Below are 26,603 nucleotides of genomic sequence, written 5' to 3'. Positions count from 1 at the left end.
AGAGCCCGTAGGCCCGAGACTCCGCCAAAGGCTCGGTTCACGTCAGCCTGGCCCCAAGAGGGGAACAGGCACTCCAATCATGGTTTGATTTGTGTGCGCAGGGTAACAAAATTAGACCAGGTCATCATCGCCAATTACCTCAACAACTTCGCCGCCATAAAGCTTTTTGTAAAGAGAATCGATATCATTTTGTATCCTGTCGACAAGGGCGGCAGCTTCAGGGTCATGCCGAAGTCGAGTTAGGTACTTCAACTCAATCACGAGATCTTGGTTGTCCGAAAGTTCATCTAAGATATTGAGATTAGTACCCCGCTCTTTATCTTTGGTAATCATTCGGTATTCTTCGTGGAAGTAGTGGTAAAGAGATTTTGATTGCCGATGGCCAGTCTTTGATTTGACTTTGCTGCAAATATCCTCGCGAAGCGCATCTGTCCATTGGACTTTGAGTTCTGGATCCAGTTCGAAGCGCTCCAATAACAAGCCGTGCATTTCTCTAGTGATGAAACGATGGCGAAACATGGAAAGACAACATCTGACTTCGCCAAATGCTGCAGATTTGCATAGCCGACTAAACTCCTTGGTTATGCTTGACTTTTTGATGGGTTTGCCGCGCTCTCCAACTAGAATGCTGCTGGGTGGGGTTGAAATAATTTTTCGCTGGATTAATAATTCTAGGTAGTCTTCGCGATGGTGTAAATATCTACTAAAATTCAAGGCTGCCTGGATACTAATGTTGAATTTTCGAATGGGAGGTGGGAAGCCCTGTTTTTTTGTTGGTATGGCAATGTATCGGGATTTCTGAACATCGTCATTTAAGTTCAATGGTATTTCAAGCAGTTCCTCCGGGCGTAGTCCAGTTAGCTTCATCATCCTGATCGTGAAAATCCTTCTTTCATATAAGTAGTTGTTCGTGGCAGTGAATAATACTGGGTCGGCGACCAATTTAGTGCGAGATTTTACTGGCAGATTCTCAATGTCGTGCGCGATAAATATAGAATCTAGCAGTTTTCTAATCATTTCCTCAGTGATTACGTTTTTGTCGTCCTTGTCCGGTTCTGGCGGTTTGAGGTATCGATGGTAAATTTCTCTGTGGCCATTGCGTGGATTGACTCTATATTCAATAACAACTTGGCATGCTTCACTTTCACCTATTAGGGGGCTTGCGGATAGTTCTGGATGCTTAGTTGCTATCCAGAGCAAGAAATGCAGGGTTCTCTGTTGGATGGCTCTAACGTGGTTGCCACCGATAAACTCTTCACTGTGTGAACTGTTGCTCTTCTTTACTACCTCTAGTTTTGTAGAAAACCTATAGAAATGATCATCTGTGAAATCAAAGAAATCAATTTTGCTTTCGTAACAGTAACGTACTGTATGCGTCAATTGGGCCGCATAAACCTTGACCGTATCTTGAGCCTCGGTACTTAAAGCCTTTTGCATCAACCATTGATTGACAAGATGGCAGGGGCGACCATCTGGCCATCGCATGAGTACTAAGTTTCTAACAGTTCTCGACAAGCCGGCGTATTTATCTTCGCCTTTGAGTACAACGCCTAGCGGCAAAGCCGCTATAGGATACTCAGTATAGAGTTCAACTTTCATTGTGCTCACCAGTGGCAACAGCTCTCAGCGGTTTATTAGGTGGCGCGAAATTGTCTGAGTGTGAAATAATAAGTTTGAACCTGGCGGTTGTAATCTCAAGTTGACGATCAATAGTCTTTTTCATGCCGGGTGGAATATCTTGTCTGCTCAGCATCTTCAGGAAATTATAAAGCTCAATATAGGCCATGGAGCAAATATGGGCATCAAGCAGTGTCCGATCCAGGATCTCTTTAGCTGGAGGTAGCGGGTCTTTAGGTGATGGCGTGGGGTCGGGAGCGCACACGCGTCTTGCCTGCTCAAGTAAGTCTTTGAGTGTTGTCCAGCCATTCTCGCGGATGAGAGGATTATCACGAGGAAATAGGGCTGAGGACGATTGTTTAAGAGTGTTGTATGATATTTGATCGAAGCTATTGGCGATTGTTAACTTGCAGAATTCTCTGAGATTAAGCAGGGAACGATAAACCTGTTTGGGGATTTTGATTCGTCGCGATGCTACACCGCTCAGCCAGTCAATACGTTGTTCGACATTAGTTTTTGTTGAATTTCGCATCTGATTTTTCGCCAAATTTAATCGCGAAATCTATCGTCTCGATTTTTCCATCAAAGATATCGAGAGTGACAGAGTAAGTGTTAACAGTATAGTCGCCTCGGGTGCGCATGTTTGAGAGGACTCTAACGGCTTCGTCGGGCGGTATGGACGATATGCTGGTCACCTTGAGAGCCTTGCATGCCGCTTTATACAGCGCGACAAGGCCATCGTTATTTTCTGGTGATAGGTGTCCGCTCTCCAAGGCAATGATTTTGTCGTCGATGCATTCGGACTCATATCTGACGTAGTCGTCATCTGATGCCTCTGGTGCGATATAATTATCAAGGTGGTTTTTATCTTTATGACCCGCTTGATATCTCAGCAGTTGAGAGAGCTTTTCACCGCCGTGTCGATGAGACACCAGGATAAAAAATTTTCGCATTTCATGGATTCTGATGTACCACCGGCGTCCTTCTTTGTCTAATGGAATTTCGATCATGTTGCAAAATTCATCTAGACAGTCGTTGATTCGATCTCGAAGACCTGCTGCTGTTTTAGGTCTTTTTAGGCCTCTCGTCGGAAAGTAGAATAGTAAATCACTGTGCTCCGCATCGTCTTGGTAAATGACCTTAAGATTTGACCCTAGGACTTGTAATAGTTGGATCGCGCGAGCAGTCAAACTAGGTATCGCCCGTGTAATAACCGGATTTATGCCGAACAAACCGGCCTTCAGTTGCTCATGGGTCAATTCGCTTCCTCCATTAAGAGAATAGCTAAGGCAGTCGCGAGGTAAATTTAGAATTTCCTGATCCCTCATAGGCTTCAAAAGCCCAATCACTACAACACAGGCACCAATGAGTGACTTGAGGCATCGATAGAAGTCAGTTGAGGATGGACTGCATACATAATAACTCCTGCTTGATAAGCTGGTGATGTTAAACGCGTCTACCAATCTACAGTCGCGTTTTTTTTCGTGGTCGTAATATGACCAGCTTTCAACAGTGCAGCTGAAGATGTCGTTCCGTTTTTTACAGGGGTCTGTTCCCGTCTCTGGAATTTCATTAAAGCGTTCGGCATAGTAAGTCGTTGCCTCTACAAGGGCGGGGCCAAACTCGAGAACCCACCTGGATGCCAGGTTCAGGGCATGCATGCCAATGGTGAGTGGAATTAGCCTTGTATGATTCCCTCTTTCTAGGAGATTTCCATATTTCGACAATGCCTCCTTTCGGCCGTAGCTTATTTCCGGAATTAGTCCTGGGAGATGAGGCTGGCATTTGAATAGGTCGTTGAGGGCGGAATTTAACTCGGTGAAGCTACGTTGATTTACGCCCCCTTCGATCATGCTATTTGATGAAAGAATCTCTGATTTGTGAGAGGGAAGGCCTCGCTGCACAGAGGCGGTCAAAAAATCTCCTTGAATATGAGGCTCGAATTGACGCAGGAAAGCGGTAAGCTCCTTGTTGCCTGCAGTGCCAGGCAAACCAACATGTAGGTTCAAATATGTTCTTGATACGCAAGCAGGTTTGTTTCCGTCCATGGAATATAAATTGTTTTCAGCTAACCAGTCGCAAACCTTTCTGACGAACTGCACGTCAAGGTTTTCGGGGCTTGCAAGAATTGACTCAATAGACTCTGAATATTCAATTCTACTGTGGAAGTGAGATATGATCCGCTCGCGGCATTTGAGTGCCTCTGTCCAGCCCCCGCGAGCAAACTCGCCGAGAAACGCGTCGTAATCATCGAAGGTTACTTGTGCAAAACCATAGAGCTCAGGTTGAAACCTACTACGATTCATAGTCACCCAGCTCGAAAAATTTATTGTAATTAATAACCCCGCGTTCCATCGCTTTGGTGTCATGTGACCTTCGGTGGTGACACCATTTCTAGCTAAGATTGCCGACTTTTGAATAGCTTCAAGCAAAAGATTATTTTGTTCATCTAGAAGATTTGATCCGTCCGCCAAGCTACGATCAAAACTATGCTTAAGAGTGTGATCGTTGTTAGGCTCCAGCGACGTCCATTCTGGACTTCCAAGTCCTCCATTCAAAAGCCAAGGCGTGTGATACAAAGATCTATTGCCTTTACGCAAATCTATATCCGATTTTGCCTGCGAAATAAGAATCTCTATATGATCATCTGCTGGATAGCATTTTCGAGAACCTCGACGTCCGGCCATTTCAAGAATCTCCACGCTGTTCAATGTTCGGGAGCTTTTCTCGGAAGATTGGCTTCAGTGTTTCAGCACTATTAGTTGCTGCAACATGTATTCGCTGAAACTGCATCAGTGAATCTCCCGAAACCTTGGCAAGCACCGCATAGTCTGCATCAGTTAACTCGTCATCAAGAATCCGATCGCATTGACGAAAAAGTTCTACAACCGAACGAATCTGCTCATCAGAAAGCTCGCTATCGTCGGATGTAACCGGCTTGATGTTACTAGCCTGTACTACATCGGAGTATGCATAGAGGAAGGCGAGCTCCTTGACGCCCGTCAGGATCAGAAGTTCCGTTTCTCGGTAGGGTTGGTCTAAAGGTTCGGATGAATACTTCCCGAGTCGCTCGCGAATCATTTCGCTGAATGCGTCCCCGTTTTTGAGATCACGGAGGATTTTGGTGATGAATTTCCGCAGCGAAGCAGCGTCGAGAAAGTCACTGGCTTCAAGTTGCCAAGCGCTTCCCTCTGTAGATACAACTATGATTTTTTGTTGGATTGTTCGGAGGATTCGATTGCCCCAATAGATCATCATCCAGAGCGGAATGTAATGCTTTTTAACCACCTGAACAGAATTATTAAGCAAGTCGGCGACCATTTTTATGCTGCCGTGTTTCAGGAAGCACAAAATGGCCTGGGTCGATCTCATCGTGCTTAAGTTGAAGCTAAACTGGTCAATCTCAACTTGTTTGAGTCGAGCTTCAAAAAGCGAATGTAGCGTAATTCCGTTACCGGTGGATATGATTGAAGACGGACGTGAAATAGAGCCGATCTGCTTCCGAGTCGAAATCAAAAAAAGTTTGCGCCAGTTCCGTTTGTGAAAGAATTTCTGACGCTCTCGGATGTCCGATGTCGCTTGGACGACATTCATTATTATACGAGCACTAAGCGGTGAAAGTACGGAAACTTTACGCGTTCTTGCTCTTGGCTTGCTAATACTAAAGATGAGTCTCTGATGTATTGTTTGAGCTTTTATGTAGAGCTTGCCGTTTTGAGTATATAGGTCTGCGTTCGCGATTGAATCGGCATTGAATGATGGGTTTTCAAGTGTCAAAATGCAGCATGCTGCAGCACAGTCCCGTTTTGACAGAAGCCCAAGCAGGCGGGATATAAGCTCGGTGGGTTGTCTGTTGGCCCTACATGCTGGTGGCGCTGATACCCCCGAAACATCATTTAATTGTTGAAGGATCGAATTTTCGATGCCTTCTATTTCAAACAAATCTTTAAAGAAGGGCAGCTTGCAAAGCTGATTGAAGTTGAGTTTATCGAGTTCGTAAGTGGTGAGCGCGTAATGCTGAACTCCACGAAGGAACCACGCCATTCCGTCGGGTGCAGCGGGGTGAGCAATATGTTGTCCATCCTTATGAAAATCTTTGTTAGCCAGTCGATCTTCTAGTGCGGAGGTCGAAACCTTCGAAAGAAGAGATTTACCGATCTGCCAGCAGCTAATAACCTTATTCCAATAGTCTGTCAAAAGCTCTATTTGTACGTCAACTCCATTTTGGAGCCTGTTTATTAGTTTTTCTATAAACTCATCATCATCAAGCTCAAGTCCTTGAGCTATCAAGGCGTGTTTTGGAAGCAAATCTGCCATGGTTATTGGAACATCTACATCTTTGCGTTTATGTCCAATTGGTGCCAGTGCATCTTCTGCGCATCCACTCCTAACTGTGCCCGAAGGAACAATGGCGTCAAAAGGAATTGCATTGAAACGTGCAAGCTCTATGTATATTTTTTCAATGGTCTGCCATTGCATAACCCTTGTTCGATGCTTGATTTTTTTGTCCCGAAGTTTCTCAAAGAGATGGAGATAGAGAATGTCGTCCCAACTCAAACTCGAATCAACAAACACATCATTCCTCGTGAGAAACGCAAGAATCTCACTCATCGCTGCAGCAAGTTTTGGCACGGACTCGCATGCGAGGCGTCCGCCCAGTTTTTCGACAGCTTCGATGATTGCTTTAAGAAAGCGTTGAGGGACACCAGGCGGGATTCTGGCGGACGTGTAACGCCAGCCGTCTATTTTGTCTCGGTCAGGGGATTCGAAGTGCACCTTACTTGGGCTTACAACCCTATGTCTAAGCATGTGATCGCGGCCTTGGAGGCGGGATCATCTCAGAATAGTAGACAGTCAACAGGTGTCAAATGGCTATGTCATTAATCAATGTAAGATACTGATATTAATTAATAAAATGCGTTTTAGCTTTTTGGGTGTCTAGAAAACAACATACGCTGACCTGTGGCTGAGCCTGGGCAACGGCGCTGAACAAGACCGCGAGTGCGGCCGGGACCATGGATTTCAATAGACGCATATCGATACCTTCTTGGAATTATTGGATTCTTCAGGTGATTTGCTTGGTATTCACGTGCCTCCTGTGGGAGCGAGGTTTTTAGACGCTGAGCATCAGGAACTCACGCTCCCAGGAGCTGATCACCCGTTTGAAGTTCTCGTGCTCGGCGCGTTTGACCGCGACATAGCCCCGCACGAACTTGCTGCCCAGGTAACGGCCAATGGTGTCGCACTCTTCCATCTGGGTCAGGGCGTCCTCGATGGTGATCGGCAGTCGCAGGTTGCGGCGCTCATAGGCGCGGCCCTGTACCGCAGCGCTTGGCTCGATGCGTTCGACCATGCCCAGGTAACCGCACAGCAGGCTGGCGGCGATGGCCAGGTACGGGTTGGCGTCAGCGCCCGGCAGGCGGTTCTCGACACGCATGGCGTCGGGGCTGGAGGTCGGCACGCGCAGGCCGACAGTGCGGTTTTCTTCGCCCCACTCGACGTTCACCGGTGCCGAGGTGTCCGGCAGGAAGCGGCGGAAGGAGTTGACGTTCGGCGCGAACATCGGCAGCACTTTCGGGATGTACTTCTGCAGGCCGCCAATGTGATGCAGGAACAGCTCGCTCATGTTGCCATCGGCATCGGCGAAGATCGGCTGGCCGGTGGCAATGTCCACCACGCTCTGGTGAAGGTGCATGGCGCTGCCAGGCTCGTCGCCGACCGGCTTGGCCATGAAGGTTGCCGCCACGTTGTGCTTGAGCGCCGCTTCACGCATGGTGCGCTTGAACACGGTGATCTGGTCGGCCAGGTCCAGGGCGTTGCCATGACGGAAGTTGATTTCCATCTGCGCCGGGCCGTCTTCGTGGATCAGCGTGTCGAGGTCCAGACCTTGCAGTTCGCACCAGTCGTAGACGTCTTCGAACAGCGGGTCGAATTCGTTGGCCGCGTCGATGGAGAACGACTGACGACCGCTTTCGGCGCGGCCCGAACGGCCCATCGGCGCCTTGAGCGGCAGGTCCGGGTCTTCGCAGCGCTGGGTCAGGTAAAACTCCATTTCCGGCGCGACAATCGGCCGCCAGCCTTTATCGGTGTACAACTGCAGGACTTTTTTCAACACATTGCGCGGCGACAGTTCGATCGGGTTGCCGAACTTGTCGAAGGTGTCGTGGATCACGATGGCGGTCGGCTCGATGGCCCATGGCACCACGTAGACGGCGTCGGCGTCCGGCTTGCAGACCATGTCGATATCGGCCGGGTCGAGCAGGTCGTAGTAGATGTCGTCGTCGACAAAGTCCCCGGTTACCGTTTGCAGAAGGACACTTTCCGGCAGGCGCATGCCTCGCTCATGCAGGAACTTGTTGGTCGGTGCAATTTTGCCGCGTGCAATGCCGGTCAGATCGCTGACGACGCACTCGACTTCGGTAATCTTGTGATCTTTCAGCCAAGTGAACAGCTGATCGAAAGGGACATTCATAAAGACCTCGTTATTGGTTTTATTAACGCCAGGAGAGACCGGTTTCATCCGCCGGACACTTCCCCTGTAGCGCGTTGACGACTATCTTGTGCGAGCCTTGCGGTTCCATCTATCCACTTTAAGCAGCACAAAACGCACCAAAAGAGTGCGTAAGGTCGCCCCATGACAGGTTCCAGTTCCCTCCAGGTCCAAGCGTTCAACACCGCCGATGTCGCCGAGCAAATCCGCGCCACGCCGGGCTGGGTGCAGCAATACCAGCAGATGTCGCCGGGGCACTTCGCGGGTCGGGTGCGTTATCTGGATCTGCAGGGCGTGGAGATTTACGAAGAGTCGATGAACACCCGGGTCGAGCAGAATTTCAGCGCGCCCCAGGGTTCGTTATCGTTCTGTTTCGATCGCGGTGACAACGCGCTGTACGTGTTGAATGGCGAAAGCCGCAACATCTGGATCACCCCGGAGAACTACCAGGAAATCGCCGTGGTGTTCGGGCCGGAGTTTGTAAAGCGCCACAGCCTGGACATCGCCAGGCTTGAAGGGTTGTTCATGGCACCGCTCAACGCCCAGCAGAACGCGCTGTTTTGCCGTTGGCTCAGCGGAACCTTGACGCGGCTGTCGCAGACCTTCGATCCACCGAGCCGCGAAGCGCTGACCCAGCAACTGCTGGAAGATTGCCTGTTCATCCTCGACAACGCGTGTGTCGGCCTCGACCAGGGCGCCTTGCAGCGTCGGGCCGGGGAGCGCTCGATCATGAAACGGGTAGGGGAATGGGCCGCGGACACCCCGGAAGAACATCTCAATCTGCTGGAATTGTCCCAGATCGCGGGGTTTTCACTGCGTCAGTTGCAGCATGCGTTCAAGACCTACACCGGCATGTCGCCGACCCAGTGGCTGCGCCTGCGCCGACTCAACAGCGCCCACCGCGAATTGCTGAGTCGCACGCCGACGCAAACCACCGTGGCTGAAGTGGCGATGCGTTGGTCGTTCTGGCATCTGGGGCGGTTTTCCAGCAGCTATCGTGCGCTGTTCAAGGAATTGCCGAGCGACACCCTCAAGCGTGCGAGTGTCACGCCGTCCCCTGGTCGCGGCCGACGTTAGAACGTCGGCGGTGTAATCACCCAGATCACCACCGCATCGACATCGCCAGGGTTGCCATAGCGGTGCGGTTCCTGGCTGGAAAAGCTGAAGCTGTCACCTTCATTGAGCTGGAAATGGCGCTCGCCCACCCACAACTCGAAACTCCCCGAGAGCAAGTAGCCGGCTTCTTCACCGTCGTGGCTGTAGCTTTGCTGGCTGTAGGTGCCGGGCGGGAAACGCGAGTGGAGCATTTCCAGTTGGCGGTTGGCTTGCGGTGTCAGCAACTGGTCGACGATGCCGTCTTCGTAATGCACGTTCAGGCGGCTGTTCTTGCGCACCACGATGCCATCGTCTTCGGGCGCGGTGACCGCTTCACTGGCGAAGAACCACTGGATGGTGACGCCGAGGCTGCGGGCAATGTTGAACAGCGCCGGAATCGACGGGTAGGCGAGGTTGCGTTCCAGCTGGCTGATGTAGCCGGCGGTGAGTTCGCTCTGTTGCGCCAGTTCTGTCAGGGTCATGCCCCGACGCTTGCGCAGGCCGCGAATGCGCGTGCCGAGAAAATGCGGTTCGGCGTTGCCGGGTGCGGGCTGTGTGGTGCTGCTGTTGCTCATGGTCAAATCCGAACCGGGAGGAGTGGCACAAATCCCTGTAGGAGCGAGCTTGCTCGCGATGGTCGCCAACAATAACGCTGGAAGCCTGACACCCAGCGGTGTTCTCGGGTCCATCGCGAGCAGAGCTCGCTCCTACAGGGTTGGTGTTAGCCGTCTAAGCCCCGGAGTATAAACAGCCTTAAAGCTCCCACGCGACTTTAAGGCCTTCATAAATCGCTTCTTCGGCGGTGCGCGGCGCCAGGCAGTCGCCGATCCGGCGAAACTCCACCAGCCCTTGCAACTCCGCGCCCAGGGTATCGACCGGCTGATGCCCCTGGCACAGCACCAGGGTGTCGATGTTCTCCATCAGCATCGGTTCGCCACTGGCGGTGTGTTGCAGGTAGACCGTGTTGTCATCGCAGCCATACAGCCGCGCGTACGGCGTGATCGGCACCCCCAGTTTATGCAGCTCGCCGGCCAGTTGATCGCGCACGTACAGCGGCAGGTTTTCCCCGCAATGGGTGCCGTTGACCGCAAGCTGTACCTGGTGCCCGGCGCGAACCAGGCGTTCGGCGATGCCGGGGCCGATCCAGTCGCAGCGCCAGTCGACCACCACCACCGAACGGCCGATCCGTACTTCATCGCGCAATACCTGCCAGGCGTCCACCACCTGCAACTCACCACCGCGCTCGAAGGGTGGCCAGTAGGGCTCGGCACCGGTAGCGACGATCACCATGTCCGGTTTTTCCTGCTCCACCAGTGCCCGGTCGACTCGGGTATTGCGCACTACGCGCACGCCGGCCAGTTCCATTTCCCGCTGCAGGTTGGTGCTGGCACCGCCGAACTCGCTGCGCCGGGGCAGCAATTGCGCGAGCAGCACCTGACCGCCCAGTTGCGAACTGGATTCGTACAACGTCACCTCATGGCCGCGCTGGGCTGCGACGGTGGCGGCTTTCATCCCGGCCGGGCCACCGCCGGCGATCATGATGCGTTTGCGCTGTGGCGCTTGTCGCCGTTCGCCGAAGATCAGTTCGCGACCGGTTTCCGGGTGCTGGATACAGGAAATCGGCAAGCCCTTGTGGAAGTGGCCGATGCACGCCTGATTGCAGGCAATGCACGCCCGCACGTCTTCGACGCGGCCGGTGTCGGTCTTATTGGGCATTTGCGGATCGCAGATCAGTGCCCGGGTCATGCCGCACACATCGGCCTGGCCACGAGCCAGGATCAGCTCGGCTTCCTGGGGTTGGTTGATGCGCCCGGTGACGAACAACGGAATGTTCAAACTGGCCTTGAACGTCCCGGCTTCCCTGGCCAGGTACGCGGCTTCGATCGCCATGGGCGGCACGATATGCACCGCGCCGCCAAGGGAAGCCGAGGTGCCGGCGACGATATGCACGTAATCGAGCTGCGCTTGCAGTGACTGCACGGCGGCCAGGGATTCGTCCTCGGTCAGGCCTTCCGGGTCGCGCTCGTCGGCGGAAATGCGCAGGCCGATGATGAACTGCTGGTCGGTCGCCGCGCGCACGGCGGCGATGACCTCGCGCAGAAAACGCAAACGCTGGTCCAGCTCACCGTTGTAGCCATCGGTACGCCGGTTGACCCGCGGATTGATGAACTGTGCCGGCAGGTAACCGTGGCTGGCCACGACCTCGACGCCATCAATGCCTGCCTGATGCAGGCGGCGGGCGGCAGCGGCATAACCGGCGACGATCTCGTCGATCATTGCCTGGTCCAGCGCGCGGGGCATCACCCGGAAACGTTCGTTGGGCACCGACGATGCGGAGTAGGCCACCGCCAGCAGGCCATCGCTGGACTCCATGATCTCCCGCCCCGGATGGAACACCTGGGACAACACCAGGGTGCCGTGGGCATGGCAGGTTTGCGCCAGTTTGCGGTAGCCCTCGATGCACGCATCGTCGGTGGCCATCAGCACGTGGGAGGTGTAGCGCGCACTGTCATGTACCCCGGCCACTTGCAGCACGATCAGCCCGGCTCCGCCTTCGGCCCGTGCCCGGTGATAGGCGATCAATTGTTCATTGACCAGGTTGTCGGTGGGCATCGAGCTGTCGTGACCACTGGACATGATGCGGTTCTTCAGGCGCTTGCCACGGATCTCCAGGGGTTCGAACAGGTGCGCGAAGGCGGGTGTCGAGGTCGTCATGTGGCGGGTACTCCTGGCAGGCTGACCTGTAGGAGCGAGCTTGCTCGCGATGGTCGTTAACGATAACGCGTGTTGTCCGGATGAACGCGTCGCCCTCAGGTCCATCGCGAGCAAGCTCGCTCCTACAGAGGCATAAGGTTTTCGGTGTTGTTATTTTTATCTATAGAAATTTACCTTCAGTAAAAAATCAACTTGTTTTTTTACTATGCCTTGCAGTAGTTTCGTATCGAGCCCGCTCCAGGGCCAAACCTCACAACAATAAAAAAGGGCTGCGCGGGCCTTGGGTCCCGTGGCACCTGCAAGAGGAACCACTGATGAAATCGCACACGCTAAAGCACGGTTTTTATCCTTTGGTGTTGTCCGTGGCCATGGGCCTGGGCAGCGCTCAGGCAGCATCGGACATGGTGGTGGTCGGATACGGCGGAGCCGGACAAAAAGCCCAGGACGTGGCGTTCTTTCAACCCTTCGCCGCCGTGGATCAAAGCAAAGTGATCCAGAGCGAATACAACGGCGAAATGGCCAAAATCAAAGTGATGGTCGATACCGGCAACGTCGACTGGGACGTAGTGCAGATCGAAGGCCCGGACCTGATGCGCGGTTGCGAGGAAGGCATGTACGAGCGCCTGGACTGGACCCGCCTGGGCCATGCCGACCAGTTGATCCCCGAAGCGGCACAGGAATGCGGCTCCGCTGCGCTGGTGTGGAGCGTGGCCATTGCCTACGACACCGACAAACTGGCCCAGGCCCCGACCTCGTGGGCAGACTTTTGGGACGTGAAGAAAACCCCCGGCAAGCGTGGGCTGCGTAAACGCGCGGTGTACAACCTCGAATTCGCCTTGCTGGCGGACGGGGTCAAGACCGAAGACGTCTACAAGGTACTCAGCACCCCGCAGGGCGTGGACCGGGCATTCGCCAAACTCACTGAACTCAAGCCTTACATCCAGTGGTGGGAGGCGGGCGCGCAACCGCCGCAATGGCTGACCGCCGGCGATGTGGTAATGACCTCGACCTACAGCGGGCGCATCGCCGACGCCGCGCAGAAAGGCAGCCACCTGGGTCTGGTCTGGCCCGGCAGCCTGTACGGCATGGATTACTGGGCGATCATCAAAGGGTCCAAACATGTGGATCAGGCCAAGCGATTCATTGCCTTCGCCAATCAACCGGACGCCCAGGTCAACTACGTGCAACAGATCCCCTACGGCCCGACCAATACCCAGGCCGCCGCACGGCTGGACGACAAACTGGCGCAATGGGTGCCCACCGCGCCGCAGAACCTCAAGGGCGCACTGTCGATGAACGTCGGTTTCTGGGTCGATCATGGCGAAGAGCTCGAAGAGCGCTTCAACGCCTGGGCCAGTAAATAACTGCCGATGGCTGGACGTGTCCGAGCGTCCAGCCTTACTGTCTGCCCCAGCCGATCAGCCTGGAGAACCACAAGAATGAACAACATCGCCACCCACCTGGCACCCGAACGCAGCGCCACAGAGCAGCGCCTGCGTGAGGAACTGGCGGCCTGTTACCGCCTGGTTGCGCACTTTCGCATGACCGATTTGATCTTCACCCACATCTCGGTGCGCATTCCGGGGCCGGAGCATCACTTTCTGATCAACCCTTACGGGTTGATGTTCGATGAAATCACCGCGTCCAATCTGGTGAAGATCAACCTTGATGGCCACGCTGTGGAACCGTCGCCGTACCCGGTCAATCCGGCTGGCTTCGTGATCCACAGCGCTATTCATGGCGCCCGCGAAGATGCGCAATGCGTGCTGCACACCCACACCAAATCCGGTTGCGCGGTGGCGGCGTTGAAGTGCGGGCTGTTGCCGGTGAACCAGATTTCCATGGAGTTCTATGGCCGTGTTGCCTACCACGACTACGAGGGCGTGGCGCTGGATTTGAGCGAGCAAAAAAGGCTGGTGGCGGACCTGGGCGACAAATCGGTACTGATGCTGCGCAACCATGGTTTGCTGACCGTCGGTGAGACGGTGAGCCAGGCGTTCCTGCGCATGTACTACCTGGAAAAGGCCTGTGAAATCCAGTTGGCCGCCCAGGCCGCCGGTGAGGTTGTACTGCCGTCGGACGAGGTCTGCGCGCATACCGAGCGGCAGTTCAATGATCCGGGGCGGCCGTTGGAGGAGGGTCAGCTGGCTGATCCGGATGCCATGCAACTGGCCTGGGCTGCGTTGTTGAGAATGCTGGATCGAGTGGCGCCGGGTTACCGCGACTGATCCGGGTTCTGTGTTGTTTGAGCTGGCCCCTTCGCGAGCAAGCCCGCTCCCACAGGGGGGGGTACGCAAAATCTGTGACCAACACAAAACCCTGTGGGAGCGGGCTTGCTCGCGAAGCAGGCGCCACGTTCTAGCAGAGTGGCAACTGACTGGAGAAATAGCCCGCTCTTGCTGTACATTCGTTCAGCCCGCCGCTACCCCGCGCGGGCCTAAACGATTGAACCAAGGAGCGTGTCGCCCATGAATCAGGAAGCCCGTTTTTCCCGCATGGAACCGGAGTTGCGTAAAGCCAACCTGATCGAGGCGACGCTGGTGTGCCTCAAGCGTCATGGCTTCCAGGGCGCGTCGATCCGCAAGATTTCCGCCGAGGCCGGGGTCTCGGTGGGGCTGATCAGCCATCACTATTCCGGCAAGGATGAACTGGTGGCCGAGGCTTATATGGCGATCACCGGGCGGGTCATGACCTTGCTGCGTGACGCCATGGAGCAAGCCGCGCCGAATGCCCGGGAACGCTTGTCGGCGTTTTTTCGCGGATCGTTCTCCGCCGAGCTGCTCGATCCGCAACTGATCGATGCGTGGCTGGCGTTCTGGGGCGCAGTGAAAACCGCCGAGGCCATCAACCAGGCCCACGATCATTCCTATGGCGAGTATCGCGGCATCCTGCGCAAGGTGCTGGCGGAACTGGCCCAGGAGGAAGGCTGGGAAAACTTCGATGCCGACCTCGCCGCCATCAGCCTCAGCGCCTTGCTCGACGGCTTGTGGCTGGAGTCCGGGCTGAACCCCGGCACCTTCACCCCGGAGCAGGGCATCCAGATTTGCGAGGCCTGGGTCGATGGTTTGCAGGCCGGCGGACGACAGCGCTTCTGCGTGCAGACGAGCGACTGTTGATCAGTCGTTCAGCAATCGATACTCTCTGGCGCCGACGCAGGAAAACACTCTAATAAGAAACTGGCCCTCGGGCCTATGCCGGACACCAAGCGATGACTCCTCGGGTATTGATCGTCGATGACGATCCGCTGATTCGCGATGTGCTGCACGCCTACCTGTCCCAGGAAGGTTACGACGTCCATTGCGCCGCCACGGCGGAACTGGCGGAAACCTTCCTGGCCAGCCAGAGCGTCGACCTGGTGATGCTCGACATCCGCCTGCCGGGCAAGGACGGCCTGACCCTGACCCGCGAGTTGCGGGTACGTTCGGAGGTCGGGATCATCCTGATCACCGGGCGCAACGATGAAATCGACCGCATCGTCGGCCTCGAATGCGGCGCCGATGACTACGTGATCAAACCCCTCAATCCAAGGGAGCTGGTGTCCCGGGCGAAAAACCTGATTCGCCGGGTACGTCATGCGCAAACGCCAGCGCCCGCCATCGCGGCGGCCAAACCGGTCAAGCAGTTTGCCGACTGGGCGCTGGACACCGACCGTCGTCGCCTGATCGATCCTTCCGGCAGCGAAACCCTGCTGACCCACGGCGAATACCAGTTGCTCAGCGTGTTCCTGCGCAACAGCGGCCACACCCTCAGCCGCGATCAATTGATGGACCAGATCCGCAACCGCGAATGGGTGCCCAACGACCGTTCCATCGACGTGCTGGTCGGGCGCCTGCGCCGCAAGTTGCATGACGATCCGGCCGAACCCCAGTTGATCATTACCATTCACGGCGCCGGTTACCTGTTCACCGCCAGCGTGGCGGCCTGAAGTTGATGGCGCGATGGCTTTGCCTGCTGGCGATACTGGTGGCCGGCCATGCCGTCGCGGCGGACAAGGTGCGTTACTGCGATTACCCGGTGTACCCGCCGATCTCCTGGAGTGATGGCAAGCAGGTGCGCGGCCTGGCGCCCAGCGTGGTGAAGCACTTGTTCGGTCAACTGGGGTATGAAGTCGAGATGGTCGTGCTGGGCAACTGGAAACGCTGCCTGCTGGACGCCGCCGAAGGTCGGGTCGATGTGGTGCTGGCCTACAGCACCGCGCAACGGGAGCAGAGCATGCTGTTCTCGACGGTGCCGGTATTGCGTGAAGAAGTGGCGTTGTTCGTCAACCGCCAGCATCCGGTGAAATTCGAACAACTGGACGACCTGGCCCGTTACCGCGGTGGCCTGTTGTTCGGTGAGAGCTACGGCGTGGAGTTCGATCGCATGGTTGCGCGCAACAACAATATCGAATGGGTTTCCGACAGCCACCAGAACTTCGGCAAGCTGATTCGCGGGCGCATCGACTTCATCACTCAGGAGCGGCGCACCGGCCAGCTGTACGTGGAAAACCTGCCCGGCGGCCAGGACATCGTCGCCTTGCCCAAGGCGTTGAACGTGGACTACCTGCGGGTTGCCGTGTCGCGGCGCTCGCCCTTGGCCACTCGCATGCCCGAGATCAATGCGCAGTTGCAGCGCATGATCGATGCCGGTGACATCGAGCGCTGGCTCAACGAAAGCGAAGTGACCTACCGCGACATGATCAACCTGCCGGCGGATGCGCAATGATTCGCGCCCGTCCCGGTGGACTGTTGCGACGCCTGTTGCTGTTCATTCTGTTGTTCAGCCTGTGCTTCACCGTGCTGGCCAGCAGTGTGCAACTGTATATCGAGTATCGACGGGAAATGCGCGACATCGATTCGCGCATGGAACTGATCCGCGCCGGGTACCTGGCCAGCCTGGAACGCAGCCTCTGGGACTTGAACCAGGAGCAGTTGAATGTGCAGTTGCGCGGGCTGGTGGACTTCTCCGACGTCGCGCGGGTGCACTTGACCAGCGCCGATTTCGACCTGGTACAGGGCAATCCGGCCCCTGCGGGACCGCTGCGCATCGAGCGCTTTGCCCTGGACTATCAGCCGCCGTCCGGCCCTTTACGCAACTTGGGTGAACTGGAAGTCAGCACCGATCTGGGGGCGGTGTACCAGCGACTCTACGCCACCGGTTTGACCAGCCTGTTGTGGATGGCGGTGTTTCTCTGCGGTCTGGCCGTTGCCCTGTCGGGCTTGTTTTATCGACTGGTGACCCGACACCTGAAAGTCATGGCCGAGTTTGCCCGGCGTATCGCCGCCGGTGAATGGCAGGAACCCTTGCACCTGGACAAGCGCCGCGGCAGTGACGAAATCGACACCGTGGCCCATGCGCTGGACGACATGCGCCGGGCGATCCTGCGGGACATCGAGCGCCGGGAAACCGATCGGCTGGCCTTGCAGGACAACCGTGACGAGCTGCTGAAAATGGTCGAGCGCCGCACCGCCAGCCTGATGCGCGCCAAGGACGAAGCGGAAGCGGCCAACCTTGCCAAGTCGCGGTTCCTGGCGACCATGAGCCACGAACTGCGCACACCCCTCAATGGCATTCTCGGCATGGCCGAATTGCTGCGCGGCGCTCGGCTGGATGCCCAGGACGGCAAACGCCTGGATGCCTTGCACAAGGCCGGCGAAGGCTTGCTGACAATCCTCAACGAAGTGCTGTATTTCGCCAAGCTGGAGGAGGGCGTCAGCCATCCCGAACCGGTGGATTTCTCGCTGCGCCAGTTGCTCGACGAAGTACTGACTCTGTTGGAACCGCGAGCGCTGAACAACGACACGATCCTCAGTTGCCGCGTCGACCGGCGGATTGCCGAGCATCACCACGGCGCCGAGCAGTTCCTGCGCCAAGTGCTGAGCAACCTGCTGGCCAACGCGATCAAGTTCACCGAAGGCGGCGAAGTCAGCGTCGAGGTGGCGCTGCTCAGCGAAACCGGCGAACAAACAGGGCAGCGGCTGCGGGTCAGTGTCACGGACGACGGCATCGGCATTGCCCCGCAGATGCAGGAAAAGATTTTCGAGCGTTTCACCCAGGCCAGCGAAGAAGTCGCGCAACGTTTTGGGGGCACGGGGTTGGGGTTGGCGATCTGCAAACACCTGGTGGAGCAGATGGGGGGTTGCATCGGCGTGGACAGTGAAGAGGGGCGCGGCAGTTGCTTCTGGTTCGAGTTGCCCTTGCAGCCGGCCAGCGGCGTGGCTGAGGCCCCGCCGGTTCGGGCGGCGGGGCCGGCACTGAACATCTTGGTGGTCGAAGACGTGGCGCTCAACCGCGAAGTGGTCCAGGGCTTGCTGCAACGGGACGGCCACCGGGTGTGGCTCGCCGAAGAAGCGGATCAGGCGCTGCAACACTGCGCGGCGCAGGTGTTCGACCTGATGCTGCTGGATGTGCATCTGCCGGGCATTAGTGGTGTCGAGTTATGCCGCCAGATCCGCCACAGCGACGGGCCGAACCGCCATACCCGCATTTTCGCCCTGACCGCCAGCGTGCAACCGGCACTGGTGCGCGGTTATCTGGAGGCCGGCATGGACGGTGTCCTGGCCAAGCCCCTGAAACTGGAAAACCTGCGCCAGGTGCTGGAAGGGCATGTGCCTGTGGCCGAATCGCTGCTCAGCGATGAGGCAATGGACTGGCCGCTGTTACAGACCCATCGCAGCCTGCTCGGTGCGCAAAAGGTTCAGGGTCTGCTGGCGGTTCTGCGTGACTCGATCCTGCAGCACCGCGACGCGCTGAATGAAGCCATGGCCGCCGATGACTGCACAGAGGTCGCGCAACTGGCTCACCGCTTGGCCGGTAGCTGCGATTCCCTGGGTTTTCGGGGCTTGGCCAGCACGTTAAGGGCGCTGGAGACCTTGGCGCTGGCAAACGATGAATCGGCGATCCGCCGCATGAGCCTCACGCTCGATGAGCAATTGCAGCATTCGCTCGATACCCTCAAAGGCCTGTTGCAGAGCTGACGTACAGGTTTGTTACGACTTTGTACAACTTCGATCTTTACGGTCAACGCGAACTTACATGGCTTTCCAATAATCGACGCAACCGCCGCAGCGCGGTCTTCGAAGCTTATTGGAGATAATAATAATGAATTGCCGTAAAGCTGATCCGTCCCTGCGCCGTGACGTCCTGTCGCGCGCTGCGCACCTCTCTGACTGCTGAGGTGCCGACATGAACGAAAACACTGATCGCAGCACTGATCGCAGCACTGATCATAAAGGCATCCAGCTGACCCGGGCCCTCAAGAGCCGGCACATTTTCATGCTGTCGTTGGGCGGCGTCATCGGCACCGGGTTGTTCATGGGCTCTGGCGTGACCATCAACCAGGGCGGCCCGGTGGGGGCGATCCTGGCTTACCTGGTCGCGGGTTTCCTGATGTACCTGGTGATGGTCTGCCTGGGGGAACTGTCGGTGCAGATGCCGGTGTCCGGTTCGTTCCAGACCCACGCCACAAAATACATCGGCCCGGCCACCGGGTTCATGATCGGCTGGGTGTACTGGATGAGCTGGGCCACCACCGTGGGTCTGGAGTTCACCGCCGCCGGCATGCTGATGACCCGTTGGTTCCCGGAGGTGCCAATCTGGTACTGGTCGGCGCTGTTCGTGGTGGTGCTGTTCGGTATCAATGCCATGGCGACCCGCGCCTTTGGTGAAGCCGAATACTGGTTTTCGGGGATCAAGGTTGCGGCGATTCTCGGTTTCATCGTGGTCGGTGTGCTGGTGATCTTCGGCGTGATGCCCCTGAGCAGCGGCGCACCGGCGCCGATGGCGACCAACCTGATCGGCGATTCGCTGTTCCCCAACGGCCTGTCAGCCGTGTTCGCGGTGATGATGACCGTGGTCTACGCGTTCCAGGGTTGCGAGATCATGGGCGTGGCCGCCGGTGAAACCGACCAGCCGGAAAAAAGCATTCCCCGCGCCGTGCGCAACGTGGTGTTCCGCGTGCTGATCTTCTACGTGCTGGCGATCATCGTGCTGTCGGCCATCGTGCCGTGGCAGCAGGCCGGTCTGATGGAAAGCCCGTTCGTGCAGGTGTTCGACATGGTCGGCATTCCCTATGCGGCGGACCTGATGAACTTCGTGATCCTTACCGCGATCCTGTCGGTGGGCAACTCCGGCCTGTATGCCTCGACGCGCATCCTGTGGGCAATGTCGAAAACCGGCATGGCGCCCAAAAGCCTGTCGCCCTTGAGCAAGCGTGGCGTGCCGCTGCGTGCCTTGAGCATCACTTTGTGCTTCGCGTTGGTGTCGCTGATGACCAGCTTCGTCGCCGCCGACACCTTGTTCATGGTGTTGATGGCGGTGAGCGGCATGTCCGGCACCGTGACCTGGATTGTCATCGCGCTGGCGCAGTACAAGTTCCGCAAGGCGTATTTGCGTGACGGCGGCAAACTCAGCGACCTGAAATACCGCGCGCCGTGGTTCCCGGTGCTGCCGCTGATGTGCATCACATTGTGCTGCTCGCTGTTCGTGTTCCTGGCCCTGGATGAAACCCAGCGTCCGTCGCTGTATTGGGGCTTTGGATTCATTGCGCTGTGCTATGGCGCGTACTTCCTGATCCATCGCAAGCGTCAGGGGGTATTGGCGCCGAGCTTGCCGACTGCCTGATTCCTTGAAGCAAGCACATCCCTCTGTGGGAGCGGGCTTGCTCGCGAAAGCGGTAGATCAGTCGACAGAGATGTTGAATGTGATGCCGCCTTCGCGAGCAAGCCCGCTCCCACATTGGTTTTGTGGTGGGCAGTCGATCTGCGACTTAGTCCTCTGTGATCAGTTGTTCGAAGTTGTAACAGCACCATCGGCACATCCCTCGCAATCCGAATAATACCTAATAAAACCAATGACTTGGCGACAGTGGCGGCTTGTTACAGCCCATTTCCTTCCCAATTGCCGCCTTACTGAACACTCGTTTAGTATGGCCTCAAGTCGCATCACCTCAGACCAAACACAATAATTCGAGGATTCCCATGACCACTCAATCGTCGCTGCTCAGTCAGGTCGAAGCAGGCGTTGCCTGGATCACCCTCAATCGCACGGCCCAGCGCAATGCGCTGGATATTCCGACGCTGAAAAACCTGCACGGCTTGCTCGACGGTTTCAACGCCGATCCAGCGGTGCGCGTGGTGGTGCTCACCGGTAGCGGCCGCAGTTTCTGCGCCGGCGCGGACCTTGATGAATGGGCCGATGCCGAAGCCCGGGGGGCGTTGGAAACCTACGGCTGGACCGAAACCGCCCACGCCTTGATGACCCGCCTGCACAGCCTGGAAAAACCGACCATCGCCGCCATCAACGGCACCGCCGTCGGCGCCGGGATGGACCTGACCCTGTGCTGCGACCTGCGCATCGCCGGGCAATCGGCACGCTTCAAGGCCGGCTACACCAGCATGGCGTACTCGCCGGACGCCGGCGCCAGTTGGCACTTGCCGCGCCTGATCGGCAGCGAACAGGCCAAGCGTCTGCTGTTCCTGGACGAATTGTGGGGCGCCGACCGGGCCCTCGACGCCGGTCTGGTCGGCGATGTCTGTGCCGACGATCAATTGCTGACGGTTACCAGCGAACTGGCCGCACGCCTGGCCGCTGGCCCGACCTTTGCCTTCGCCCAGACGAAGAAACTCATGCGTGAAGGCGCCGAACGCAGCCTGGCCGAACAACTGCAGGCCGAACTGGCCGCCGGCCTGTTGTGTGGTCGCAGCGAAGACGGCAACGAAGCCCTGCGCGCCGCCATGGAAAAACGCCCGGCACGCTTCATCGGTCGTTGATACCTCTCCATCTCCCAGAACACGAACAACAGGTAGCACCATGAATTTCCAACTGACCCAAGAACAAGAAATGTTGGTGGACTCGGTACGCAGCTTCGTCGAGAAGGAACTGCTGCCCTATGAAGAGCAAGTCGACCGCGCCGACGAGGTTTCCCCGGAACTGGCAGCGCAGATTCGCGGCAAGGCCATCGCGGCAGGTTTCTACGCCTTCAACATGCCCGAAGAAGTGGGTGGCGGTGGCCTGGATTACCTGTCCCAGGCGCTGATCGAGCGCGAGCTGTCCAAGGTGTCCTGGGCGCTGCACGTGTTTGTCGCACGGCCGTCGAAAATCCTCATGGCTTGCAAGGGCGAACAGATCAACGACTACCTGTTGCCGTGTATCCAGGGCGAAAAAATCGACTGCTTCGCCTTGACCGAACCGGGTGCCGGCTCCGATGCCAATGCGATCAAGACCCGCGCGGTGCGTGAAGGCGACGACTTCATTCTCAACGGCAGCAAGCACTTCATCAGCCACGCCGGCCACGCCGATTTCGCCATCGTCTTCGCCGTCACCGACACCTACGAACACAACGGCAAGAAGCGCAACGCCGTGACTTCGTTCCTGGTCGACCGCAACACCCCGGGCATGACCATCCGCCGTGGGCCGAAGTGCGTGAGCAACCGCGGCTATCACACCTTCGAAATGTTCTTCGACGATTGCCGCGTGCCGGCCAGCAAAGTGCTGGGCGAAGTCGGCAAGGGCTGGGACGTTGCCAACGCCTGGCTGACCGCCGGCCGGGTGATGGTCGCGGCCAACTGTGTCGGTCAGGCCCAGCGCGCACTGGACGTGTCCTTGCAATGGGCGGCGGACCGCAAGCAATTCGGCCAGCCGATCGGCACCTATCAAGGCGTGTCTTTCAAGCTGGCGGACATGGCCACGCAAATCCGCGCCGCGGAACTGCTGACCCTGCACACCGCCTGGAAAATGGACCAGGGCACCATGACCGATGGCGAGGCCGGCATGGCCAAACTGTTCGCCAGTGAAGTGCTCGGCCGTACCGCCGACGAAGCGGTGCAGATCTTCGGCGGCATGGGCCTGATGGACGAAGGTCCGGTGGAGCGCATCTGGCGTAACGCGCGGATCGAACGGATCTGGGAAGGCACTTCGGAAATCCAGCGCCACATCATTTCCCGCGAGCTGCTGCGGCCGCTGCTGCGCTGATCGGCCCGGAGAACTCCCATGTCCCAAACCATTCGTGACAACCTCAAACGCATGCTCGCGCCGCAACACGTGGCGTTCGTCGGCGGCCGCAGCATGGCCCGCGCCCTCAAGCGCTGTGCCGAAGGCGGCTACCAAGGGCAAATGTGGCTGGTCAATCCGCAGCACGACAGCCTCGAAGGCGTTCCTTGCGTGCGCAGCGTTGCCGAGCTGCCTTGCGGCCCGGACGCGGTATTTATTGCGACCAACCGTGAGTTGACCCTGACTTGCGTGGCCGAACTGGCCGCCATCGGCGCAGGCGGCGCGATCTGCTACGCCTCCGGCTTCGCCGAGACCGGTGCCGAAGGCCAGGCCCTGCAACAGCAACTGCTCAAGGCCGCTGGCGACATGGCCTTGCTCGGCCCCAACTGCTACGGCCTGCTCGACTACCTGCACAGCTCCGCTCTGTGGCCGGTGGCCCACGGCGGCAAGGCAGTCGAGAAGGGCGTGGCGGTGCTGACCCAGAGCGGCAACTTCGCCTACAACCTGTCCATGAGCGACCGCTCGCTGCCGGTGGCCTACATGGCCTCGGTGGGCAATCAGGCGCAACTGGGCGTGGCTGAACTGATGGACGTGTTGCTCGACGAAACTCGGGTCACCGCCATCGGCCTGCATCTGGAAGGCCTGAAGAATGTGCCGGGTTTTGCCCGCGCTGCGCACAAGGCACTGGAGAAGGGCATTCCGATCATCGCCCTGAAAACCGGCGTGTCGCAGATCGGTGCCGAACTGGCCTTGACTCACACCAGTTCGCTGTCCGGCTCCGATGCGCTGTATGACGCGCTGTTCGACCGTCTCGGGGTGATTCGCGTCAGCGGCCCGGTGAGTTTTGTCGAAACCCTCAAAGCCGCGGCCTGCGGCAATCTGCCGGCGGGCAACAGCCTGATTGCGTTGGCCTGTTCCGGTGGCGACGCCGGGCTGATTGCCGACTACGCCGAACGCAACGGCCTGGGCCTGCCGAAACTCGATCAAGGGCAGGTCGGCGAACTCGCGCAAGTGCTGCCGACCTATGCCAACCTGGTCAACCCGCTGGATTTCACCACGGCGATCTGGGGTGACGGCGAAGCCTTGAACCGCATGCTCGACAGCGCGCTGCGCACCGAAGCCGACGCGGCGATGCTGGTGCTCGACTATCCGTCGGAGTTCACCGGCGAGCGCAAGGAATGCGACCTGCTGCTGGAGTTGTACTGCGCGGCACTGCAACGTCACGGCAAGACCGGCTTTGTCACCTCGGCCTTCCCTGAATTGCTGCCGGCCCATGCCCGTGAACGTCTGCACGCCCAAGGCGTCGCAGCCTTGCAGGGCGTTGAAGACGGGTTGGCCGCGTGGGGCCGCATCGCCGGTTATCAGCGCAATCGCCATGCCTTGCTGGCGCTGGGGGAATCGGCGCTGGTACCGTTGTGCCCGCAGGCGCTGGAAGGCGAGGGACGCTTGCTCAATGAATGGGATTCCAAACAGGCGTTAAAAGCCTTTGGCCTGCCGACGCCCAACGGCGTATTGACCACGCCGGACAAGGCCCTGAAGGCAGCAGAAACCCTGGGCTATCCGCTGGTACTCAAAGCGGTCAGCGCTCAACTGCCACACAAGACCGAGGCCGGTGCCGTGGCGCTGAACCTCAAGGACGGCGCGGCATTGAGCGCTGCACTGGAGAAGATGCGCACCAGCATTGCCGCTTACGCCCCGGGCGTCGTGTTCGATCAGCTGTTGCTCGAACCCATGGCCAAGCCGCCACTGACTGAGCTGATTGTCGGCATCAAGCGCGAAAACGATTTCGGCCTCGCCCTGGTGATCGGTGCCGGCGGCATTCTGGTGGAGTTGCTCAAGGACAGTCGCAGTCTGTTGCTGCCGACCACCGACGGCGCGATCCGCAATGCCTTGCTCAGTCTGCGCAGCGCACCGCTACTGCAAGGTTTCCGTGGTCGTGAGTCCGCAGATCTCGACACCCTGGTGGCCGCGATCCGCGCCGTGGCCGATTACGCCTGCGAAAACGCCGCGCAGTTGCTGGAACTCGATGTGAACCCATTGTTGGTCAGTGCCCAAGGCACGACTGCGGTCGATGCGTTGATTCGCCTCGGCCACGAGTGAGGACATGAACATGCAAAGCAAAACATTGACCGGTGGCCAGGCCCTGGTGCGCCTGTTGGCCAACTACGGCGTCGATACCGTGTTCGGCATTCCCGGCGTACACACCCTGGAGCTGTATCGCGGCTTGCCCGGCAGCGGCATCCGTCATGTGCTGACTCGTCATGAGCAGGGCGCCAGTTTCATGGCCGACGGCTACGCCCGGGTCAGCGGCAAACCCGGCGTGTGCTTCGTCATCACCGGCCCCGGCGTGACCAACGCCGCCACCGGCATCGGCCAGGCCTACGCCGACTCGATTCCGATGCTGGTGATTTCCAGCGTCAACCACAGCGCCAGCCTGGGCAAGGGCTGGGGCAGCCTGCACGAGTGCCAGGACCAGCGCGCAATGACCGCGCCGATCACTGCGTTCTCGGCCGTGGCACTGACTGCCGAAGACCTGCCGGAACTGATCGCCCGTGCCTACGCGGTGTTCGACAGCGAACGCCCGCGCCCGGTGCACATCTCAGTGCCGCTGGATGTGTTGTCGGCGCCGATTGCCCGTGACTGGAGCAATGAGGTAGTGCGTCGTCCGGGGCGTGGCCCGGCGTCGACCACCGCAATTGATCAAGCCGTGGCCAAACTCAAGGCTGCCAAGCGGCCGATGATCATCGCCGGTGGTGGCGCCCTCAATGCCACCTCTGAACTGCAAGAAATCAGCACCCGGCTGACCGCGCCACTGTTCACCAGCGTCGCCGGTAAAGGCCTGCTGCCGCCGGACGCGCCGCTCAACGCCGGCTCATCCCTGTGTGTGGAGCCGGGCTGGAACCTGATCGCCGAGGCCGACGTGGTGCTGGCGGTCGGCACCGAAATGGCCGACACCGACTTCTGGCGCGTACGCCTGCCACTCAATGGCGAACTGCTGCGCGTCGACATCGACCCACGCAAATTCAACGACTTCTACCCCTGCGCGGTGGCGTTGCATGGCGATGCGCAACAAACCCTCAGTGGCTTGCTTGAGCGCCTGCCAACCGACGTGCGCGAGGCCAGCGCTGCGATTGCCTCGGTCGCCGCACTGCGTAAAGCGGTCAAGGCCAGCCATGGCCCGTTGCAATCGATTCATCAGTCGATCCTGGATCGCATTGCGGCGGAGCTGCCGGAAAACGCTTTCATCAGCACCGACATGACCCAACTGGCCTATACCGGCAACTATGCCTTCGACAGCCTCGCCATTCGCAGTTGGTTGCACCCGACCGGCTACGGCACCTTGGGATATGGCCTGCCGGCCGGGATCGGCGCCAAATTCGGTGCGCCGCAGCGGCCTGGGCTGGTGCTGGTGGGCGACGGTGGTTTCCTCTACACCGCCCAGGAACTGGCCACCGCCGTGGAAGAACTGGACAGCCCGCTGGTGGTGCTGCTGTGGAACAACGATGCGCTGGGGCAGATCCGCGACGACATGCTCGGCCTGGACATCGAGCCCATCGGCGTATTGCCGCGCAACCCGGATTTCGCCGCCCTTGCGCGTGCCTTCGGCTGCACCGTGACCCAGCCGCAAAGCCTCGCCGAGTTGCAGACCGACTTGCGCCATGGCTTCAAGCGCAACGGCGTGACCCTGATCGAACTCAAGCATGCCTGTGCGCATTGA

General features: G+C 58.0%; 19 protein-coding genes. 12 read left to right on the top strand and 7 right to left on the bottom strand.

Annotated elements, in window-relative coordinates:
• Positions 1-111 precede the first annotated feature (111 nt).
• From KGB29_RS06830 to KGB29_RS06810, 5 genes are all read right to left on the bottom strand, one after another.
• On the bottom strand, positions 112-1,599 hold the full coding sequence (locus KGB29_RS06830) for a hypothetical protein (protein ID WP_223616263.1): 1,488 nt from the start codon (positions 1,597-1,599) through the stop codon (positions 112-114).
• A complete protein-coding gene (locus tag KGB29_RS06825) occupies positions 1,589-2,149 on the bottom strand; it encodes a hypothetical protein (protein ID WP_223616262.1) in 561 nt (186 codons plus the stop codon). Before KGB29_RS06825 ends, KGB29_RS06830 begins: the two co-directional genes overlap by 11 nt.
• On the bottom strand, positions 2,127-4,304 hold the full coding sequence (locus tag KGB29_RS06820; RefSeq protein ID WP_223616261.1) for a hypothetical protein: 2,178 nt from the start codon (positions 4,302-4,304) through the stop codon (positions 2,127-2,129). Before KGB29_RS06820 ends, KGB29_RS06825 begins: the two co-directional genes overlap by 23 nt.
• 1 nt (position 4,305) lies before the next feature.
• Positions 4,306-6,393: a hypothetical protein gene (locus KGB29_RS06815; RefSeq protein WP_223616260.1), complete on the bottom strand. Its 2,088-nt coding sequence runs from the start codon at positions 6,391-6,393 to the stop codon at positions 4,306-4,308.
• A 337-nt stretch (positions 6,394-6,730) separates the two neighbouring features.
• On the bottom strand, positions 6,731-8,089 hold the full coding sequence (locus KGB29_RS06810) for a glutamine synthetase family protein (RefSeq protein WP_150813217.1): 1,359 nt from the start codon (positions 8,087-8,089) through the stop codon (positions 6,731-6,733).
• Between the two features lie 162 nt (positions 8,090-8,251).
• On the opposite strand from KGB29_RS06810, the gene KGB29_RS06805 reads away from it, so the two are divergent.
• Positions 8,252-9,184, top strand: a complete 933-nt coding sequence (locus KGB29_RS06805; protein WP_057714931.1) for a helix-turn-helix domain-containing protein — start codon at positions 8,252-8,254, stop codon at positions 9,182-9,184.
• Here KGB29_RS06805 and KGB29_RS06800 read toward each other — a convergent pair.
• Both KGB29_RS06800 and KGB29_RS06795 read right to left on the bottom strand, forming a co-directional pair.
• Positions 9,181-9,777 (bottom strand): cupin domain-containing protein, encoded by a 597-nt coding sequence (locus KGB29_RS06800; protein ID WP_090455087.1) that lies wholly within the window; start codon positions 9,775-9,777, stop codon positions 9,181-9,183. The genes KGB29_RS06805 and KGB29_RS06800 overlap by 4 nt on opposite strands.
• A gap of 178 nt (positions 9,778-9,955) precedes the next feature.
• The gene (locus KGB29_RS06795; RefSeq protein ID WP_150813215.1) at positions 9,956-11,917 is read right to left on the bottom strand and encodes an FAD-dependent oxidoreductase; all 1,962 of its coding nucleotides are present in this window, start codon (positions 11,915-11,917) and stop codon (positions 9,956-9,958) included.
• A 314-nt stretch (positions 11,918-12,231) separates the two neighbouring features.
• Between KGB29_RS06795 and KGB29_RS06790 the strand changes: the two genes are divergently transcribed.
• The 11 genes from KGB29_RS06790 to KGB29_RS06740 all read left to right on the top strand — a co-directional run bounded on the left by KGB29_RS06790 (position 12,232) and on the right by KGB29_RS06740 (position 26,603).
• Positions 12,232-13,281, top strand: a complete 1,050-nt coding sequence (locus KGB29_RS06790; RefSeq protein WP_057714928.1) for an ABC transporter substrate-binding protein — start codon at positions 12,232-12,234, stop codon at positions 13,279-13,281.
• Positions 13,282-13,356: 75 nt separating this feature from the next.
• A complete protein-coding gene (locus KGB29_RS06785) occupies positions 13,357-14,145 on the top strand; it encodes a class II aldolase/adducin family protein (RefSeq protein ID WP_150813214.1) in 789 nt (262 codons plus the stop codon).
• 240 nt (positions 14,146-14,385) lie between these two features.
• The gene (locus KGB29_RS06780; RefSeq protein WP_007981565.1) at positions 14,386-15,033 is read left to right on the top strand and encodes a TetR family transcriptional regulator C-terminal domain-containing protein; all 648 of its coding nucleotides are present in this window, start codon (positions 14,386-14,388) and stop codon (positions 15,031-15,033) included.
• Positions 15,034-15,125: 92 nt separating this feature from the next.
• Positions 15,126-15,842, top strand: a complete 717-nt coding sequence (locus tag KGB29_RS06775; protein ID WP_150813213.1) for a response regulator — start codon at positions 15,126-15,128, stop codon at positions 15,840-15,842.
• A 5-nt stretch (positions 15,843-15,847) separates the two neighbouring features.
• Positions 15,848-16,621: a substrate-binding periplasmic protein gene (locus KGB29_RS06770; protein ID WP_150813212.1), complete on the top strand. Its 774-nt coding sequence runs from the start codon at positions 15,848-15,850 to the stop codon at positions 16,619-16,621.
• A complete protein-coding gene (locus KGB29_RS06765) occupies positions 16,618-18,873 on the top strand; it encodes an ATP-binding protein (protein WP_150813211.1) in 2,256 nt (751 codons plus the stop codon). Before KGB29_RS06770 ends, KGB29_RS06765 begins: the two co-directional genes overlap by 4 nt.
• Positions 18,874-19,081: 208 nt before the next feature.
• Positions 19,082-20,518 (top strand): amino acid permease, encoded by a 1,437-nt coding sequence (locus KGB29_RS06760; RefSeq protein ID WP_150813210.1) that lies wholly within the window; start codon positions 19,082-19,084, stop codon positions 20,516-20,518.
• Between the two features lie 356 nt (positions 20,519-20,874).
• On the top strand, positions 20,875-21,666 hold the full coding sequence (locus KGB29_RS06755; RefSeq protein WP_150813208.1) for an enoyl-CoA hydratase/isomerase family protein: 792 nt from the start codon (positions 20,875-20,877) through the stop codon (positions 21,664-21,666).
• A 40-nt stretch (positions 21,667-21,706) separates the two neighbouring features.
• Complete coding sequence (locus KGB29_RS06750; protein ID WP_008021395.1) at positions 21,707-22,867, top strand: acyl-CoA dehydrogenase family protein; 1,161 nt, start codon at positions 21,707-21,709, stop codon at positions 22,865-22,867.
• Between the two features lie 18 nt (positions 22,868-22,885).
• The gene (locus tag KGB29_RS06745) at positions 22,886-24,985 is read left to right on the top strand and encodes an acetate--CoA ligase family protein (protein ID WP_223616259.1); all 2,100 of its coding nucleotides are present in this window, start codon (positions 22,886-22,888) and stop codon (positions 24,983-24,985) included.
• A gap of 10 nt (positions 24,986-24,995) precedes the next feature.
• Positions 24,996-26,603: a 5-guanidino-2-oxopentanoate decarboxylase gene (locus KGB29_RS06740; RefSeq protein WP_150813206.1), complete on the top strand. Its 1,608-nt coding sequence runs from the start codon at positions 24,996-24,998 to the stop codon at positions 26,601-26,603.

The organism is Pseudomonas sp. BF-B-30, assembly GCF_019956305.1.
Taxonomy (GTDB): Bacteria; Pseudomonadota; Gammaproteobacteria; order Pseudomonadales; family Pseudomonadaceae; genus Aquipseudomonas; species Aquipseudomonas jessenii.
Note: the sequence above shows the minus strand (reverse complement) of the source record. Positions and strands in the feature narration are given on the sequence as shown.